This window comes from Gimesia panareensis, assembly GCF_007748155.1.
In the GTDB taxonomy this organism is placed as follows: domain Bacteria; phylum Planctomycetota; class Planctomycetia; order Planctomycetales; family Planctomycetaceae; genus Gimesia; species Gimesia panareensis.
Genome location: NZ_CP037421.1, coordinates 2629560 through 2646540 on the forward strand (window position 1 = coordinate 2629560; position 16981 = coordinate 2646540).

The following is a 16981-nucleotide window of genomic DNA, read 5'->3' on the forward strand; positions in this document are numbered from 1 at the left end:
GTTGTATTCTCTGAATGCTGCTCAACTCTAATTGACAATCTTCGTTGTCCCGTTATTCAATATCAGATCCCAGACCGCATCCCCCGACATGGGCTTGGCCATTGAACCTTCCAGGTTCATGATGTCGGTCAGCGTCGAGTTCATGGCACCTTCTGGAATTTCAATTCCGATGCGAAACAGACGGTTGCGGTTGTCTGGATCACTCAGATCGAATGTATCACCAGAACTGGGTGGATTGGGCATGGGATCCAATGCGTTCCCATCAGCATCGTCAGCACGGGTGATGGTGATCGTCAGATTGGTCTCATCATTATCAATGCCGGAAGCACGCAGAAAGTTGCGTACATCCAGAATGACCTTATCATTCAGTGTCATACCCGAAGGCATGTCCAGATCGGCATCCATCGAAGCCAGTCGTCCCGCCTGGGACAGGGCAGAATCCATGACTGTTGTCGTGTGTACGGCGCGTCTCACAGCAATCATTCCCAGAACCAGTGCCAGGAACACAGGTGCGATAACGGCAAATTCGACCGCAGCAACACCTCTGCGGTCGGAATCAGATTGGATCGTTTTGTTTTGTCTGCTGTAATTGATTCTCATGAAATCTCTCCTGCTCACAACAACATGCTGCAAGCTGACATGTTTTTCCGGGTGATCATTCGTGCCTTCTGACACTATGCCCGGACAGGACCAGGTTTTTCTCTTTATCAGCGGCCTCTGCTGCTTTCACCGGATCCACAAAAAATGAATTGAGTAACCGCACGTCTTTGTAGGGCACTTCCACACGTACAATAAACAGCTGCGCTTTTTCAGCATTAGACAGCTCGATATCGGGCAAGGCAGAAAAATTCAGTTGAGAGACATCCGCCCCTGGTGTATCAAACTGGCTGGCATTTTTCACCATGATGTTGGCCACGCTCGAATCGAAAACCGTGTCGAGCAGATTCCTGACGCGCGTCTTGACCTGGGCTGTGGTCACCTCTTCACAACGCCCCAGCTTGGCCCCTTCCTGAGTGGCTTCCTGGATGATGTTGGAAACCATGTAGGCGTAGCCGAATTCGAGAATTGCGTAGATGAATACCAGAAAGACCGGCGCTACAAACGCCAGTTCCACCAGGGTCGTCCCGGAACGGTCTTGCTTTGACTTCTGATTCAATGCCCAACGGCTGTGCCGCGTCAACATCGCTTGCCTCATTGACTGTGAAATGATGTGATTCTCCCGTGCCAGGATTTCAGATTCTGACAGACTGCACAAAGTCGGGAGAATAGATCAGAGGAGGGGAGAGATTGATCCACTACAAACATAGGTCACAAAAGTGAGCAAGTCGGATATTTTCCTCAAAAAAATTCACCTTTGTCCCCGTTTCCAAAGTCCAACATCGGCATCAGATGTTGATTCTTGTATTGAAGTCGATGTAGCAAAAAACATACATTTTTCAGCAGGAATTCACGTTTTTTGTTAATTTCTCGTTTCTGCCAGACGGTTCTGGTTCGACTTCAATTGAAATTCATGCTGCATTAGCGATACACTGTTGCCAGTCGTGCCGACAGGTTTCCTGCAAAAAAATTCTCAAAATGTTTTGGTAGATATAAATTATGGGTAAAAAGGCGTCGTCAACTATCAAAGCAGGCTCATTGATTCAGGTCAAAGAGGGGGTCTGTCTACCTGAGTTTCCAGAAGTCAGTTGTGCAGGCTGGACGGGAATTGTCGAAGAGGTCAAGAAAAAAGATAAGGATCGCTCTTATACGATCATCTGGGACGAAGCGACCGAAAAGAAAATTCCAGAGGCTTATAAAGCCCAGTGCGAAGCACAACAATTACTCTACAATTACGCCTGTCTGCCCGGAGATGACTTGATTCTGGCTGACTCTCAAAGCTGAATCTCAAATCGCCGCAGCAGCTGATTTTCCGCATGCTCCTTCAGGGACAAGGCGATATCTGCTAACGTTCTGTTGAGCCCCGGTACTGAATAATCAGGGGCAATCTCCGCCAGAGGAACTGCCAGAAACACCCGACTCACAATCTCGGGATCAGGTATAATGCGATGTGCTATCCGTAGTGCTTCGGAATTAAAGAGTACCAGATCCAGATCAATCGTTCTGGGACCGTTTTTGTTCTGGGGATCGCGCACACGGTTCAATGCTTTTTCAATTTCTGGAACGACCCATTCGCAGAGAAATGTGGCATCATGCTCTGTTTCCAGCAGGACTGCTGCATTCAAAAAATCTGCCTGATCAGGATCGCCTACCGGCGCACTCTGCCAGACCGATGATTTTCCCTGCACCTTGCCATATTCTGCCAGACTCTCGACCGCCTGGGGCAGGTGCGTTTCAGGATCAATATTACTGCCCAGGGCCAGAAAGGCCTGATTGAGCCGGCTCACTGCTGATAATCCTCACGTCTCCGTGCCACACTGACCCCCACCGATCGGGCAAAACGGAGTGCCCCCGGTTTTTCGATGCGGACTTCCGCACATTCGACACGTTCATCACTCAGGCAGATCCGGGCCACTTCATGCGCCATGGTTTCCACCAGCTGAAACCGGGAATTTTCGACCAGGTCAATTATTTCCTTGGTTATTGTGCGATAATTGACGGCATCCTTAATCTGGTCTGAATGACCAGCCGCCTTCAAATCGACTTGCATCGAAATATTAATCAGTACATCCTGCTTTTTTTCGCGTTCTTCCTCATTAATTCCGATGATGGTCCGAAGTAACAGGTCGGAAATCAGTATCTGATCAGGCATAATAGTTAGTGATGTTTAAAATGGGGCAGATTTCTGTAGAAAATCATCTACAATTGACAGCATACCTACTATAGTCATGCGGCACGGAATTGGACAGGTACGAACCGGTTCCTGTCCCACGGAATCTACTGATTCTCCACGATATAATTTGATTCACACATTTGATAGATCATAGAAAACAGATGCCCAATACCCCCGATCTTTTTACCAGACGTCACTGGCTGAAACAGAGTCTGACACACTCTCTGGCACTGGCAAGTGCCTCCCAACTGCCATTCTCGCTGCAATCAGCTTTCGCAGCGGATCAATCACCTGACGAAAATGCACCAACGCTGCTACTCCGATCCGGATGGCAGACAGTCAATATTGGCGATATTGGGCATTCCCCCGGCATTCTGAAGCTGCTCGAAGTCTATGCGCCTGATTTTCGAATCATTCTCTGGCCTAACAGTGTCGACCGGGGAGTGGAACCGATGTTAAAGGAGCGATTTCCACATTTAACAATTGTCAAAGGACGTCTGAACCGGGACGGAAAACTAAACTCCCCGGAACTGGAAGAAGCGTTCGAACAGGCTGATTTCTTCCTGCACGGTTCAGGTCCCAGTGTCGTTTCCCGCAGGGAACTGGCCCACTGGAGCAAGACCACCGGAAAACCATACGGAATTTATGGAGTGACCGTTTCTGAGGTCACTCCCGAATTGCATCAACTGCTCTCAGGTGCCGAATTCATCTACACCCGGGAAACCAGTTCTCTGAAGAATCTCAAAGAAGCCAAAGTGACTTCCCCCGAGCAGGACTTCGCCCCGGATGCCACCTTTGCCATTGATCTGACTGACGATCCCAAAGCCAGGGCATTTCAGAAGCAGCACCAGTTGGAACCCGGCCAGTACCTCTGTGCCGTCCCCCGTTTGCGCTATACACCCTATCACAAAATCCACAAAGGAATTCGCTGGTCCAAAGACAAAATTGCACAGGTAGAATCGGTCAATCGCGAGTACCAGGAAATTGATCATGCCAAACTGCGGGCTGCGATCATCAAATGGGTACGCACCAGTGGACAGAAGGCGGTAGTCTGTCCGGAAATGACTTACCAGACGGAAATCATCCAGCCCCTGGTAATCGATCCCCTGCCAGCCGATGTGAAAGCGAAGGTGGTCGCCCATGATCAATACTGGCTGCCGGACGAAGCAGGATCTCTTTATCGAGATGCCTCTGCTGTTGTCAGTATGGAATGCCACTCGCCCATCATTGCCTGTGCCCATGGAACACCGGGGCTCTATGTGAGGCAACCCACAGATACGATCAAAGGCCAGATGTGGTATGATATCGGGCTGGCGGACTGGACCTTTGAAATTGATGAAGTCAACCAACAGCAGATTGCCGAGCGGGCCATTGCCGTTTATGAACATTACGACCAGTCCCTGGCAAAGCTCAAAAGCGTGATGGAGTCGATCGACGTCAGACAGAAACGGACCATGCAGGTTGTCCGCCAGGCGGTCCTCAAGGCCCACTCATCCTGAATGGAGAATTGACTCAGCGAATCGATCAGGCTCCGGCTGTGAACTGCTCGCCACCGGAGACCGTCAGAATTTCCCCCGTCACAAAATCAGAATGCAACAGATAAAGTATCGCCTGGCAGATCTCTGCAGGATTTCCGGCGCGCTTGAGTGGGACTCCTGCGGCCCGTTGATCGAGATAGGACTGGTCCTTGCCAGGGGGAGGCAAAATCGCTCCCGGAGCGATTGCATTGACCTGGACCTGCGGGGCCAGTTCCAGCGCCAGGCATTCCGTCAAAGTGACCAGTCCGGCTTTGGAAATCCGGTAGGGCAGGTGACCGATACCGGCCCGTCTGGCGCGCCAGTCGACGATGTTAATGATATGCCCCGGCTGATTGGAGCACAGCAGTGCTGCATATTTCTGGCATAAAAAGAAGGGGGCCTTCAGGTTGATATCCAGATGAGCATCCCAGTCGGTCTCAGTGGCCTCTTTCAGCGTCTTGTTTTCAAAAACGGAAGCGCTGTTAATCAGCACATCCACCCGTCCCAGTTCTGACATTACGGCTGAAAAGATCGTGTCTGCCGCAGAGACGGGTTGAGAGAGATCAGCTGATACAGAAATGGCCTTCCGCCCCCGCTGTCTGATCTCATCGCAAGTTTCCTCGGCAGCCTGGGCTGAAGAATGATAGTGAATACAGATATCAGCGCCTGCTTCAGCCAATGCCAGTGCCATAGACCGACCAATCCGGACCGCAGATCCGGTAATCACAGCGACTTTTCCTTCGAGATTCAACGCTCTCCGCTCCCTGTCGTTTAAGGTCAGGCAATAAAAAACCCCGGCGATCAACCGGGGAAGTATCCAGGCTCCATAACTGGATGATCTGACTATTATGTAGTCGTTACCACCTCTTTGACAACCGGTGTTCTTCCCAGAGCGCGTTCTATTTTGCCAATCAGAATCTGCTTTGTGAAGTCTGTTTTCAGAATGTAGTCTGCAGCACCGTGATTAAAAGCCTGAATAATTGCTGTGGTAGAGCGATTTGAAGTCACTACCAGAATTTCGACATGATCGAGCAGGGGAGACTCCTTAATCACCCGCACGGCTTCCGCCTGATGTCCATGATCTGAATCGATTTCGAGCAGAATCAGGTCCGGTTCATTCAAAGCCGCATCCATAAAGGCTTCTTCCACAGTCTTAGCAGTTTGAACCTGGTACCGCTCGTGCAACAGACCTCTAAACAGCGCACAGCTCAGTTCGTCAGGATCAATCACCAGCACGCGTTTTCTCTCCGTCTCCGGGCACTCCTGATCGAGAATTTCCCCCAGTTGACCGACAAAACCAAAGTAAACGGCAATTTCGCCGATGCCCGTCTTGAAAATTCCACATTTGGAACCGGCTTCCGGGGGATAGAGGGTATCAATCTGTTCGGTCTCGATGACTGTCGGATGTCCGAGTTGAAACCCCATATGATCGACGGCCTTTTTCGCCTGTCCAGCGATCATATTCGATAATTCACATGCAAAATCAGTCAGTACATGTTCGTCATCAGCCAGGGACTCATCGATTAACAGAGACACTGCCCGGGAAACCAGTTTCTGAGGGACATTAACCACCACGATCCCTTTTCCCGGACCGTTGACTTCAATCGCTGAACTCATCTGGTGGCGGGGCGCATCGCTGACATCAATAATCGTTTCCAGCTCAGCGTCGGTACCGACAAAATATTTAAAAACATCGATCACAGAATTAATCACTGGATCGGAAAACCGCTTGGTTAAGGTTTCTGTTGTATGTGTGGCAGGTATAAAGGACATAGCAGGAACCCGTGATTGGCGAACGAACGCGATTTATATTGAAAGAATTCAAAGTATGGGGAGCATTCCATCAACTCCCTACTCCAACCAGACGACCATGCCCGGCTGTCAATTTCCATTTCAACGTGGATTGATTAAACTATATGTCAGAAAAACTTCTAAGTAGAAACACTTTGACTTCAGCGACGACTTCAGCAACCAGCTTCAACGCACAAGTGTTAGAATCAGCACAATCCCGATTCGGTTTGATGAAGAGTTCATGAATGGTTGATGTGATTGTAGTGCGCTAACATCTTGTTTCTGCTTGAGATAATTGAATCGACCTCTATCCTTTTTGAATACCAGCCGAGACTCAGCCTATGAATCCTTCCCTTTCCGTTTTTCGTATTTTTTTCGCTCTACTCATTGCAGCCTGTTTTCAGTCTCCCGGTTTTGCAGTAGAAGCCTCCACTAAATCACCTCAAGACTGGTCAGGTAAACAGGATACGTGGCATGGGTTCAAACGCTTTCACTTTCAGACGGAAGGCCGGAAATCCTACGTCGTCGTTCCGGAGAAAGCCGCTCCCGGTAATCCCTGGGTCTGGCGGGCCCGCTTCCCGGATTTTCATTATGAAATGGATGTGGAACTGCTCAAGCAGGGCTTTCATATCGCCTACCTCGATGTCTCAGACCTGTTTGGTTCTCCGCAGGCAATCGAATATGGAAACAAATTTTACGATTACCTCACGAAGCAGCACGGTCTGCAATCCAAAGTCGCTCTGGAGGGAGTGAGCCGGGGAGGCCTGTTTATTTACAACTGGGCACTGGCCAATCCGGATAAGGTAAGCTGCATCTATGCCGACACCCCTGTCTGCGATTTTAAAAGCTGGCCCGGCGGAAAAGGGAAGAGCCCCGGTTCGAAGGCACGCTGGGAGGCTTGCCTCAAAGCATATGGCTTCAGTGAACAGGAAGCCGTGGCCTGGCCCAACAACCCGGTCGACCGGATCGAAGTCATCGCCAAAGCACAGATCCCGGTTTTACACATCATCTCGGAAAACGATCAGGTCGTCCCTCCTGCTGAAAACACGCGGCTCATGTTCAGCCGTGTCCCCGAAAAATACCGGAAAAACAACTTTCAAATCATCTCGGTCAAAGAGGGGACAGAGAAATCAAAGGGACACCATTTCACGCATCCTCAACCAGAGCGGGTCGTGAAATTTATCCGTCAGCATACTCTCCAGTCTGAGAAAAATGACAAGTCCACTCCCTCAGGGAACTGATCAGCTTTGAACGTAACTGAAGAAATTCTGCAGATCAGGAAAAAAATGAGTGTTATTCTCTTTTTTTCTCCTCAGAGGTTCTGAACAATAAGAGAGTGCAGGGAGGCACCACGATAGATCTGCTACTTTAAGTTCTGATCCAACGAGTGATTACCGTGACCACCCACCGCAAATCCTGCCCTGCAGACATCCTGAGCCTCAAAACGCGGGTGACCGTTCTGCGCAGAGTCTGCGTCAGCTTGCTCTGCCTGAGCTATGTGGTCACCAACACCGGCATGGTCGCCAGTCTGGAAATAAAATCGGGCTGCCAGTGTGCAGAGGACCTCAAAGCCAATTCCAGCTGCTGCTGTTTTAACAAGCATCTCTCCGCAACTGAGTCAGGCAAAGCTTCCTGCTGTACCTCCTCCAAAACAGCAGGCCGCAGTTGCTGTTCTGCCAAAAAGAGAAAATCGAGTCACTGCAGGAAATCAGCCGCAGCATCTCCCCAGATTTCACGAGCCTGCGGATGTGGCGATTCCCAGCACAAAGGCTGGTATGTCACCGATCCCCGCCAGTTGAATTCTGGCCCCCGGATCATTTCGGAACTCAATCCGCCACAGGCGCTTGTCATGGCCAATGACGTTTCCACCTCCATTGCCGTTCAACCGGAAATCCCTCCTCCCCAACGAGTCACGCGCTAATCACTTCGCGTATTCAGCAGGCACATACTGACCTGAAAGATCGGTTCCGCTGCGCTGAAAACTCTTTCCTACACAATGTCCGGTTCACGACTGCGCCTCATGCAGCGTCGACTAAGAAGGTAAACCTGCCATGTTTTTTTCACAAAACCATCGCCGCGTCCGACGTGGCTTCACCCTCATTGAACTTCTGGTGGTCATTGCCATCATTGCCATCCTGATCGCGTTACTCCTGCCCGCTGTACAGCAGGCCCGGGAAGCGGCTCGCCGCTCCACCTGTAAAAACAGCCTCAAACAGATCGGTCTGGCACTCTATAACTATCACGACACCCACAGCACCTATCCTCCCGGATACATCGCCCGGGGCGTGGTCAGCACTGATCCCGCCTCTTCGGAAACCGGGTCCGGATTTGCCTGGGGAGTCATGCTGCTGCCCTTCCTGGACCAGGCCCCCCTGTACAATCAGCTCAACCTGAATCTGGACGCCACCGTGTCTCCGAATATCGGCCTGGCCAACCAGAAGGTCCCGATCTTCCGCTGCCCCAGCGACACCAACCAGGGGGTCTTTTCTGTCACCGACGGCTCGAACACCTACCAGCTCTCCTCAGCGAATTACGTAGGAGTCTTTGGATATGGTAGCCTGACTTTGGCCCCGGGAAACCCCGAACAGAAAGGGATCCTCTATCGGAACAGTAACGTCAGAGTCCGCGACGTCATCGATGGCACCTCGAATACGATTGTTGCCGGCGAGCGTTCGTACCAGCACCAGTTTGTGGGTGTCACGAACGTGATTCAGGCTGATTCCACCTGGTACGCGGCCATCCCCAACGTCACCCGGCCGGCAGGGATGACCATGGCTTCCATGACGGAAGGCCCCGCCTCTCTGATCCTGGGCCATGTCGGACAGTCGGCTCCGATGGCCATGCACCATCCGCCGAATACCACCAACCATATCGCCAACTTCTCCAGCAAGCATGAAGGGGGAGCTCACTTCCTGCTGGGCGATGGTGCGGTCCGGTTCCTCAGTGAGAATATGAGCTACCAGATTTTCCAGAACCTGGGAATGATCGCCGATGGCAACCCGATCGGCGAGTTTTAAGTCTCGGATTTCTCGATCTGAAAGTGTCTAATTCAGGGCTGGAGTCCCCCGTGGACTGCAGCCCTGATTCTTAAATTGGCCTGCAATCATCACTTAATGTTTCCCGGCACTACCGTTTTCGCTGCCTGTCAGTACCCGGTCGACAGGCAGCTATTATAGGGTAGATCTTGCGCATCCCGGGTTTCCTCTGCGGGCTGTTTCCGGGAGCAACTGTCGCATTTTTAGACAGGCTGGAAACCATAATCCCGCCAAGGGTTGAGCCACCGAATCCCCCCGCCTCCAGACGCGGGAAATACTTGTTTCAATTTTTGTAAATTCCACGCAAATTGATCGATTTATTTCTTGTATTTTCTCCCGCTTTGACATAATAATCTCGAACTTTTAAAAAAGCGTACCGATATAGGCATTACGATTCGAAATCGTCTCGAACAGTTTCATTCAAAATCGGATGCCCGTTTTTTTCAGGCACCTCAGTGGAGGGTTTATGAGTTGCATAAAGGAAGACATCTTCTCATTGATTGTCGTAATGTCTCGCGGGACATTTGTCTAAACGACCAACTGGTACTGGAAGCCATGGCACGCGGTGCAACCCGTGCTGGTGCGACTGTGATCTCACAGGTTCGATACCACTTTGGTCATAATTCTGCACCGGGCTTCACCGCAATGTGCCTTCTTGATGAAAGCCACTGCTCAGCCCACTGCTACGCCGACCTGGGCTTAATCGCTCTCGACGTCTTCACCTGCGGCGATACCGACCCGAATGACGTATTACGTTATATCCGGGAAGAGATCGATCTGGGCGACGTCAGCATTCTCGAGATGCCCCGGTTCCCCATTCCGAATGGGCAACCTGCTCTTCAGGAACCCGCCGGTTCCCACTGTGAAGCAGATCAGGTGATCGCTCTATAAATTCCCGCCCAACAGTTCCCGCCTGGAACCACTCCTGTATCTGTTAATTGCAGTTCTCGAACCGTTCCCGGTCTGGAAATCTAAAAGGCGTTGAATTACGGTATAAACATCGCATCAAGCCAGGTGCGCTTTGCTGTCTGAATTCAGGCAACAGGCGCACCTGCCTGAGCGTTGTTTGTCTCATTCTTTGCGCCCGGATATTCTCACGAAAGAAGAGTTGATTATGAGTGGAGAACGCGAGTTCCACGACGGTCGTGGTGATGGTTTAAAGCCTCTGAGAAGCCTGGACTTGTCGAGTGTCAATTCATTTGGCGAACTGCTGCAGGCCATGTCGTCCACCGCTTTCTCAGGCAGACGCCTGGGGGACGCCTACGACATCCTCCTGGAAATGGCTCAGGACTCCGACTGCAAGGTCGTTCTCACACTCTCCGGCGCCATGACCGTCGCCAAGCAGGGCAGCATTATCTGTGACATGATCGACCGGGGCCTGGTCCACGCCGTCGTCGCCACCGGTGCCCTGATTGCCCACGGCCTCACCGAATCGATCGGCCTGGTCCATTACCAGTACAACCCTACCGATTCTGACGAAACACTCTACAAAAAAGGCTACAACCGGATTTACGACACCCTCGAAATGGAGTCGAATCTGAACAACGTCGAAAAGCTGGTCCGGTCGGTCCTGCGGGAATCGCAGCCGGAAGATGGCGTCTGGTCCTCCGCACGTCTCTGCCGGGCGCTCGGCCAGCGGCTCTCTGAAATCAACGAAGGGCGGGGCATCCTCCGCAGTGCCTTCGAACAGAACGTCCCGGTCTTCATCCCCGCCTTCACCGACAGTGAAATCGGCCTCGACGTCTCCACCTGGGCCATGTCCGAACTGATCGCCAGATCGGGCAAGCCCCTGGAAGAGCTCGAACAGGAAGAAATCCTCACCGCGCTCCCCAGCTTCAATCCGTTTCTCGATCTGCAGGAATATGCCCGTCTGATGCGGGATGCCGTCACCTTCGGCATTTTTACCATTGGTGGGGGAGTCCCCCGCAACTGGGCACAACAGGTTGCCCCCTATTACGAAATTGCCAACTACCGGCTGGGCACGGAATGGAAAGAACCCCGCTTCCGTTACGGCATTCGCATCTGCCCGGAACCGGTTCACTGGGGGGGCCTGTCTGGCTGCACCTATTCCGAAGGGGTCAGCTGGGGCAAGTTCCTCTCCCCCCAGGATGGCGGCCGCTTCGCAGAAGTCTATTCCGATGCCACCGTCGTACTCCCACTGCTGATGAAAGCCGTCTTCGAAAAACTGGATTCACAGACTTAGTCGCAGATTTCTTGCCCTGAAGCACACCGAATCTGACTCAGTTCAAATCACGGGGCTCACGCGGATCCTGTTTCAGATACCGGGAAATTCCCCGGCCCAGCTGTCGGCCTACTGTCATATACCCCCGCGGGTTACTGTGGGGTGTATTCCAGCAGGTCTCCAGCGTAATCCCGACGACGTGCTCGCGGGTCGCACTCCGAACCCAGTTACTGGAGATCTCTTTCCAGCGTTTGTCGTACTTTGGACCAGTCGAGGGCGTGCTCCGATCCAGCCTCAAAGGCTTCTGCATCTCCTCGCGGCAGACAGCGATAAATGCATCCTGCAGCGCTTTGCGTCGATTCGTATTCAGCTCGGGAGGGGCAATATAAAAGAAGGGTTGCTTCGAGTTCGCGCCCGGATTATGCAGATCCACAAACATCACCAGCCGATTCTGATCATCGAACTGCTTCAGTGATTTCATCGCCGCCTGAACCGCGTTCCAGCGAGGCGTCTCCGACCAGTCCCGGTTATGATCGTGGGGCACCTGGTTCTTACCGCCATTCCCGGTCGCCACGTTGTCGATGTCCATGATCGGAACATAGTAAATATCGGCCTTTTCCCGCAGAGCCACCGCCAGGGGATCATCGCTCACCGCCCATTCAATAAAACCGCGACCGACCCAGCTCCCTCCCGATTCCCACGCATGCTGGCGAGCCTGGACCCAGATCACCATGCGGTCCTCTGCGTTCGCATCCGTCTGGCTCACCACCAGGGCAGGCACGCTGCGACCAGCGCGGGTTTTACACAATTCAAATGCGGTCACGTCCTCGTGTTCTCGGCTCAACTGATCGACCAGTGTCTGAGCATCCGCGGGAACAAACGCCGGCCCCCAGGCAAACCATGCTTGTCCTGAGTCCACTTGCTGAGTCCAGCAACAACGATCACCGTCCCGCGTTCCGGGGCTGGTCTGCAACCAGTTTGTCCCGTCAGCCCTGAACGCTGCCCGCTCGGGCAGCGCCCAACTGGCTGAAAGTTTCTGACCGTTGGCCTGTTTCAGCTGGCTCCCATCCACAGTCACGGTCAACGTTTCGCCCGGCTTGACACCGGTGACTTTGAAATACCACCAGCAGGGCCAGCCAAACTGTGGATCCCCGGCTGGACGAACCGTGATCGAGCGCCCCCGCTGGTCGATCTCTACGACCTCCGCGGAGCCCCCGGGGAAGTCCGTCGAGACAGCCAGCTCACCGGCCCGCACAGGCGAAGCCAGCCACACCAGAAACAGGATCAATCCAATCAGACGAGTACCAGCGGTTTGCATCGACGCTCCCTGTTGCGCAAGGGGATTACTTGAGGATACCCGTCGCCACCTTTCCCTCACCAGGTTCCACCAAAGCGACAGACCGGGCATTATGCTCGAAATTCAAAGCTTCGTGATTCAGACCGAACTGATGCAGCAGCGTCGCATGGAAATCATGCTGGGTTACGACATCCTGAACTGCTCGGTGACCGAAGTCATCTGTCGCCCCATGAATGTGTCCCTCTTTGATGCCGCCACCGGCCATCCAGATACTGAAGCCTTCCGTGTTATGGTCTCGGCCCGGTTTCTTGCCTTTGCCGCGGTCCTGAATCACAGGCAGACGGCCCATTTCACCACCCCACTGAACCATTGTAGAATCCAGCAGTCCCCGATTCTTCAAATCGGTCACCAGGGCCGCACACGGCTTATCGCAGGTTTTACAGCGGGACTCCAGCGCCGCAAAAATGTTCTCGTGCATGTCCCAGGCATAATTCCAGATCTGCACAAAACGGACGCCGCGTTCCACGAACCGACGGGCCAGCATACAGGCATCCGCAAACTCTTTCGTCACCGGATCATCGGCACCATACATCTGATGGGTGGCTTCCGTCTCCTTGGTCAAATCAAGTGCTTCAGTTGCTGCGGTCTGCATCCGGGCCGCCAGTTCATAGCTGGCAATCCGGGCTGACAGATCGTCTTCGCCGGGGTGACGCTGCTGGTGGATCTGGTTCAGTTCTTTCAACAGATCCAGCTGATTCGACTGTGGCTTACCGCGCAGTTCCCGGATCGGATTCAGATTCGCAATCCGCGGCTCTGACTTGCTGACAACGGTCCCCTGGTAAATCGAAGGCAAATGGCGACTGTCCCAATAAGGCGAACCAACCGGGTTACGGGGAATGGTGATCGCCACGAACGCCGGCAGATTCTGAGTCTCCGCCCCCAGACCATAAGTAATCCAGCTTCCCAGCGAAGGCCAGCCTTCACGTCCCCGACCGGTAGTCATGGCCCGCATGCCGGCCACGTGATTCCGGATATTGGGGAGCTGCATCGAGCGGATCAGCGTGATATCGTCGACAATCTCCCCCAGGTGCGGCAGCATCGCGGTATTGATCTCCATCCCCGATTCGCCACACTTTTCAAACGTGTTGGGAGAGGGCATGATGATCGAAGTCGCCTGGCCAGCGTTATCGTATTTGATCCCGTCTCCCGGGAAGCGTTTGCCCGCATACTTGTCGAGTGTCGGCTTACGATCAAACAGATCCAGATGACTCGGCCCACCGCCGCAGAAAATCGAAATCATCGATTTGGCCCGCGCCGGATGGTTGGTCTTCTTTGGCAGCAGATCATAGGTCTTCTCTTCCAGGGCCGGCTTTTCCGGGGCCGCCAGCAAGTGTTCATCGTTCAGCAGCGAAGCCAGGGCCAGCGAAGAGACGCCAAACGCACTCTGGGCCAGAAAGTGTCGGCGGGAACTGGCTGAGTTTTGATTCAAAAATTGAGACACGATTCACTCCCTCTGGAGATCGATTTAATTGTTCTGTAAGTAGTCCGGTGAGCCAGCTCACTTACTCTACATACAGAAACTGGTTGGTTCCAAACAGCACGTGGCAGACTGCCGCCAGTGCTTCCTGTCGGGGCTCTTTGACTTTCTTCGCCTGATATTCGTTTAACTGCATGGCATAGTTTGTCTGCAAGGCCTTCAGTTCCGCTGCAGAGGGCTCACTGCTCAATGCCAGCTTCCAGGCCGTCTTGATCAACTGCAGATCATCAGCGTCTTTGCCCGCTGCCTTCAACACGCGTTTCGCAAAAGCCTCTGACTGCTGCCGCATGAACTCGCTGTTAAGCAGTGCCAGTGACTGCGTCGCGACTGTGGAGAACACCCGCCGCTCACAGTTCGGTTCCATACTGGGAGCATCAAAGGCACTCAACATCGTCACCGGCTGGGTCCGACGGACCTGAACGTAGATGGATCGTTTCAGTTCGCGGCGGTCTTTGGATACTTTACCGGCACCCACCGTGATAATCCCGCTGTCTGCCAGGGAAACCGGAACCGGTGCCCCAAACTGTTCCCGGTTCAATTCGCCGCTGACCGCCAGGATCGCATCGCGAATTGATTCCGCTTCCAGCCGCCGCATCGTCATCCGCCAGAACAGACGGTTGTCGGCATCGATGGCCGCTGCTTTCTCGGAATACCCTGCGGAGGTCTGCTTGTAAGTTCGTGAAGTCATGATCAGGCGATGGATGCGTTTGAGCTGCCAGCCCTGTTCCATAAAGTCAGCCGCCAGCCAGTCCAGCAGTTCGGGATGTGTCGGAATAGAAGACCGGGATCCGAAGTCACCCGTTGAATCGACAATCGCCTGTCCGAAGTGATGCATCCAGAACCGGTTCATCAGCACGCGTGCCACCAGGGGATGTTTCCCACTGGTGAGGTACCGGGCATACGCCAATCGGCGTCCGGTGGTCGGCAGTTGGGGATCATTCAACTCAAACGTGTTTTCGGTCTTGGATGCAATGACGGTCAGACCGCCGGGAGCGATCAGATCTTTCTCCGGTGAGGAAAAATCCCCCCTATAGAAGACAAACGTCTGCGGCAGATGCTGTGTGTCTTCGGTTGCCACCCGAATGTATTCCGGCTGGGGAATCTGCGCCCGCAGTTTGTCTGCTCTTTCCTTGATATCCTCGTACCGTTTTTTCAGTTCGTTCCCGTCTTTGAAGCGGGCCAGAAACAGATGCAGACGTCCCGGCACCAGCAGGTCCAGCATCGGGTATTTCTGTTTGAGCAACTCCGCCTGTTCTTTTGAACGTTCTTTAACTGCCGTTTCATAAGCGGTGCGTGCCTGTTCGCGATCTGCCTCGGGGACTTCTTTCAGCACCCGCTCAGCAATCAGCTGGGTCACTTCTGCTTTGACTTTATTATGTTCGGCGTCCAGTTCCTTGACCTGGGCCGACAGTTTCGCAGCTTTGGCTTTGTCTTCCGCGGACATCAGGGCCGCACGTCGACTGGCCGGCATCCGCCATTTTTGAGTGTCATATACGGGGGCAATCACGGCCCGCAGACGATAAAAGTCTTCCTGGGGAATCGGGTCGAAGCGGTGATGATGGCACTCGGCACAACCAACGGTCATCCCCAGCAGCGAAGAGGACATGATCTTCACCGTCTCGGTAATCACCTGGTTGCGTGCGACCGCAGGATCCATCGGGCTCGAGCCGGTCCCATCGGGTGCCAGCCGCAGAAAACCGGTCGCCGTCAGCTTTTCACAGACCGCCGGATCCTGATCCACCAGTTTTTGTGCCGTGGCATGCGTGGCTTTCACGAGTTCATCGCCGGCCAACTGCTCGGTGATAAACTCATCCCAGGGCTTGTCTGCATTCAGCGCCTTGATCACATAATCCCGGTAATGCCAGGCATCGGGACGGATAATATCTTTGTCATTGTAGCCTTCAGAATCGGCATAGCCGGCGACATCCAGCCAGTGCCGCGCCCAGCGTTCCCCGTAATGCGGAGAGGCCAGCAGGCGATCGATCATTTTCTCATACGCGTCCGGCGACTGATCTGCCAGATAGGTGTCGACTGCTTCCGGAGCAGGGGGGAGCCCGGTCAGATCAAAGGCGGCCCTTCTGATCAGCGTCAGGCGATCTGCTTCTTCAGAAAACCAGAGACCGTTCTGCTTCAGTTTCCGTGCAATGAAGGCATCGACCGGATTGACCGCCTGCTTTCCGCTCTCTTTTTTCAACTGTGGCAGTTCTGGCAGGGCAGCCTTTTTAATAGGACGAAACGCCCAGTGCGACCGTTCATCGCCGGTAATCAGGAAGTCACCCGGCTTGACCTCGCCTTCCGGCTCCGGCCCCTCCGTCCTGGCTCCCTGGTCGATCCATTTCGCAATCAGCGCGACCTCTTCCGGTTTGAGACGCAGCTTCTCATCGGGCGGCATGTCTCCCGATTCGACATACTGATAGAGCAGGCTCTCAGCATGTTTACCGGGAACAATTGCCTCTCCGGAATCGCCGCCTTTCAGTATCAATCGGCGCAACCGCACATCCAGTGAACCGGAAAGTTCTTTCTCTTCGCCATGACAGTGAAAGCAGTACGCCTTGAAGATCGGCCGGATGTCTTTTTCAAAAGTCACTCGTGCATCAGCAGCGGAGCTGGATCGACTCCCGACAATGCAGGCAGAAACAGCCGTCAGCAGGAAAGCGATGGCGCGGATATACAAGGCAGGGTTCCTTTTTCAGAGGAAACTCAGTCAGGGCGGGAGTTAATTCACTTAAAAGCCGTGAAATTAACCATTTTGGTGAGACTTTATACTACTCTATATCGGCAGCAGCGTCAAATTATTTAACTTTACTTACAAGGACGGCTGTATCGTCATTGAAAGCAAAAATCAGTTGACG

16 protein-coding genes are annotated in these 16981 nt (G+C 53.3%); 7 read left to right on the forward strand and 9 right to left on the reverse strand.

Features of this window, described 5'->3' with window-relative positions; translation table 11 throughout:
* Nucleotides 1-27: 27 nt before the first annotated feature.
* Both Enr10x_RS09700 and Enr10x_RS09705 read right to left on the reverse strand, forming a co-directional pair.
* A complete protein-coding gene (locus Enr10x_RS09700) occupies nt 28-600 on the reverse strand; it encodes a TadE/TadG family type IV pilus assembly protein (RefSeq protein ID WP_145108554.1) in 573 nt (190 codons plus the stop codon).
* A 55-nt stretch (nt 601-655) separates the two neighbouring features.
* Nucleotides 656-1183 (reverse strand): TadE/TadG family type IV pilus assembly protein, encoded by a 528-nt coding sequence (locus Enr10x_RS09705; protein ID WP_197996547.1) that lies wholly within the window; start codon nt 1181-1183, stop codon nt 656-658.
* A gap of 413 nt (nt 1184-1596) precedes the next feature.
* On the opposite strand from Enr10x_RS09705, the gene Enr10x_RS09710 reads away from it, so the two are divergent.
* Nucleotides 1597-1881: a hypothetical protein gene (locus Enr10x_RS09710; protein ID WP_145448892.1), complete on the forward strand. Its 285-nt coding sequence runs from the start codon at nt 1597-1599 to the stop codon at nt 1879-1881.
* Here the strand turns inward: Enr10x_RS09710 and folK are convergent.
* Both folK and folB read right to left on the reverse strand, forming a co-directional pair.
* On the reverse strand, nt 1872-2384 hold the full coding sequence (gene folK / locus Enr10x_RS09715; RefSeq protein WP_145448893.1) for a 2-amino-4-hydroxy-6-hydroxymethyldihydropteridine diphosphokinase: 513 nt from the start codon (nt 2382-2384) through the stop codon (nt 1872-1874). The two genes, Enr10x_RS09710 and folK, sit on opposite strands and share 10 nt — an antisense overlap.
* Entirely contained in the window at nt 2381-2749 is a 369-nt protein-coding gene (folB, locus tag Enr10x_RS09720) for a dihydroneopterin aldolase (protein ID WP_145108543.1), read from the reverse strand. The genes folK and folB overlap by 4 nt, the downstream gene beginning before the upstream one ends.
* Before the next feature lie 182 nt (nt 2750-2931).
* Here folB and Enr10x_RS09725 point away from each other — a divergent pair, with 182 nt between their 5' ends.
* Nucleotides 2932-4269: a polysaccharide pyruvyl transferase family protein gene (locus Enr10x_RS09725; RefSeq protein WP_145448894.1), complete on the forward strand. Its 1338-nt coding sequence runs from the start codon at nt 2932-2934 to the stop codon at nt 4267-4269.
* 25 nt (nt 4270-4294) lie between these two features.
* Here Enr10x_RS09725 and Enr10x_RS09730 read toward each other — a convergent pair whose 3' ends face one another.
* Together Enr10x_RS09730 and Enr10x_RS09735 are read right to left on the reverse strand one after the other, a co-directional pair.
* The gene (locus Enr10x_RS09730) at nt 4295-5038 is read right to left on the reverse strand and encodes an SDR family oxidoreductase (protein WP_145448895.1); all 744 of its coding nucleotides are present in this window, start codon (nt 5036-5038) and stop codon (nt 4295-4297) included.
* A 95-nt stretch (nt 5039-5133) separates the two neighbouring features.
* Complete coding sequence (locus Enr10x_RS09735; RefSeq protein WP_145448896.1) at nt 5134-6060, reverse strand: chemotaxis protein CheX; 927 nt, start codon at nt 6058-6060, stop codon at nt 5134-5136.
* Nucleotides 6061-6419: 359 nt separating this feature from the next.
* Here Enr10x_RS09735 and Enr10x_RS09740 point away from each other — a divergent pair, with 359 nt between their 5' ends.
* The 5 genes from Enr10x_RS09740 (at nt 6420) to Enr10x_RS09760 (ending at nt 11316) form a co-directional block, all read left to right on the forward strand.
* Nucleotides 6420-7319, forward strand: coding sequence for an alpha/beta hydrolase family protein (locus Enr10x_RS09740; protein ID WP_145448897.1), 900 nt, complete (start codon nt 6420-6422; stop codon nt 7317-7319).
* Nucleotides 7320-7474: 155 nt separating this feature from the next.
* Nucleotides 7475-7999: a hypothetical protein gene (locus Enr10x_RS09745; RefSeq protein WP_145448898.1), complete on the forward strand. Its 525-nt coding sequence runs from the start codon at nt 7475-7477 to the stop codon at nt 7997-7999.
* A 130-nt stretch (nt 8000-8129) separates the two neighbouring features.
* A complete protein-coding gene (locus Enr10x_RS09750) occupies nt 8130-9095 on the forward strand; it encodes a DUF1559 domain-containing protein (RefSeq protein WP_145108525.1) in 966 nt (321 codons plus the stop codon).
* 489 nt (nt 9096-9584) lie between these two features.
* On the forward strand, nt 9585-10004 hold the full coding sequence (speD, locus tag Enr10x_RS09755) for an adenosylmethionine decarboxylase (RefSeq protein WP_197994949.1): 420 nt from the start codon (nt 9585-9587) through the stop codon (nt 10002-10004).
* Nucleotides 10005-10227: 223 nt separating this feature from the next.
* The gene (locus tag Enr10x_RS09760) at nt 10228-11316 is read left to right on the forward strand and encodes a deoxyhypusine synthase family protein (protein ID WP_145448899.1); all 1089 of its coding nucleotides are present in this window, start codon (nt 10228-10230) and stop codon (nt 11314-11316) included.
* Between the two features lie 37 nt (nt 11317-11353).
* Here Enr10x_RS09760 and Enr10x_RS09765 read toward each other — a convergent pair whose 3' ends face one another.
* The 3 genes from Enr10x_RS09765 to Enr10x_RS09775 form a co-directional block, all read right to left on the reverse strand.
* Nucleotides 11354-12613 (reverse strand): M14-type cytosolic carboxypeptidase, encoded by a 1260-nt coding sequence (locus Enr10x_RS09765; protein WP_197997552.1) that lies wholly within the window; start codon nt 12611-12613, stop codon nt 11354-11356.
* A gap of 25 nt (nt 12614-12638) precedes the next feature.
* Nucleotides 12639-14093 carry a DUF1501 domain-containing protein gene (locus Enr10x_RS09770; RefSeq protein ID WP_232093289.1) on the reverse strand — a complete coding sequence of 485 codons (1455 nt, stop codon included), beginning with the start codon at nt 14091-14093 and terminating at the stop codon, nt 12639-12641.
* Between the two features lie 61 nt (nt 14094-14154).
* Entirely contained in the window at nt 14155-16803 is a 2649-nt protein-coding gene (locus Enr10x_RS09775; RefSeq protein WP_197997553.1) for a DUF1553 domain-containing protein, read from the reverse strand.
* Nucleotides 16804-16981: the final 178 nt, after the last annotated feature.

What these genes read in the sequence shown, in the direction of transcription:
- Enr10x_RS09700 (WP_145108554.1), bottom strand. Translation starts at nt 600, where the DNA reads ATGAGAATCAATTACAGCAGACAAAACAAAACGATCCAATCTGATTCC.
- Enr10x_RS09705 (WP_197996547.1), bottom strand. Translation starts at nt 1,183, where the DNA reads ATGTTGACGCGGCACAGCCGTTGGGCATTGAATCAGAAGTCAAAGCAA.
- Enr10x_RS09710 (WP_145448892.1), top strand. Translation starts at nt 1,597, where the DNA reads ATGGGTAAAAAGGCGTCGTCAACTATCAAAGCAGGCTCATTGATTCAG.
- folB (WP_145108543.1), bottom strand. Translation starts at nt 2,749, where the DNA reads ATGCCTGATCAGATACTGATTTCCGACCTGTTACTTCGGACCATCATC.
- Enr10x_RS09725 (WP_145448894.1), top strand. Translation starts at nt 2,932, where the DNA reads ATGCCCAATACCCCCGATCTTTTTACCAGACGTCACTGGCTGAAACAG.
- Enr10x_RS09735 (WP_145448896.1), bottom strand. Translation starts at nt 6,060, where the DNA reads ATGTCCTTTATACCTGCCACACATACAACAGAAACCTTAACCAAGCGG.
- Enr10x_RS09740 (WP_145448897.1), top strand. Translation starts at nt 6,420, where the DNA reads ATGAATCCTTCCCTTTCCGTTTTTCGTATTTTTTTCGCTCTACTCATT.
- Enr10x_RS09750 (WP_145108525.1), top strand. Translation starts at nt 8,130, where the DNA reads ATGTTTTTTTCACAAAACCATCGCCGCGTCCGACGTGGCTTCACCCTC.
- Enr10x_RS09760 (WP_145448899.1), top strand. Translation starts at nt 10,228, where the DNA reads ATGAGTGGAGAACGCGAGTTCCACGACGGTCGTGGTGATGGTTTAAAG.
- Enr10x_RS09765 (WP_197997552.1), bottom strand. Translation starts at nt 12,613, where the DNA reads ATGCAAACCGCTGGTACTCGTCTGATTGGATTGATCCTGTTTCTGGTG.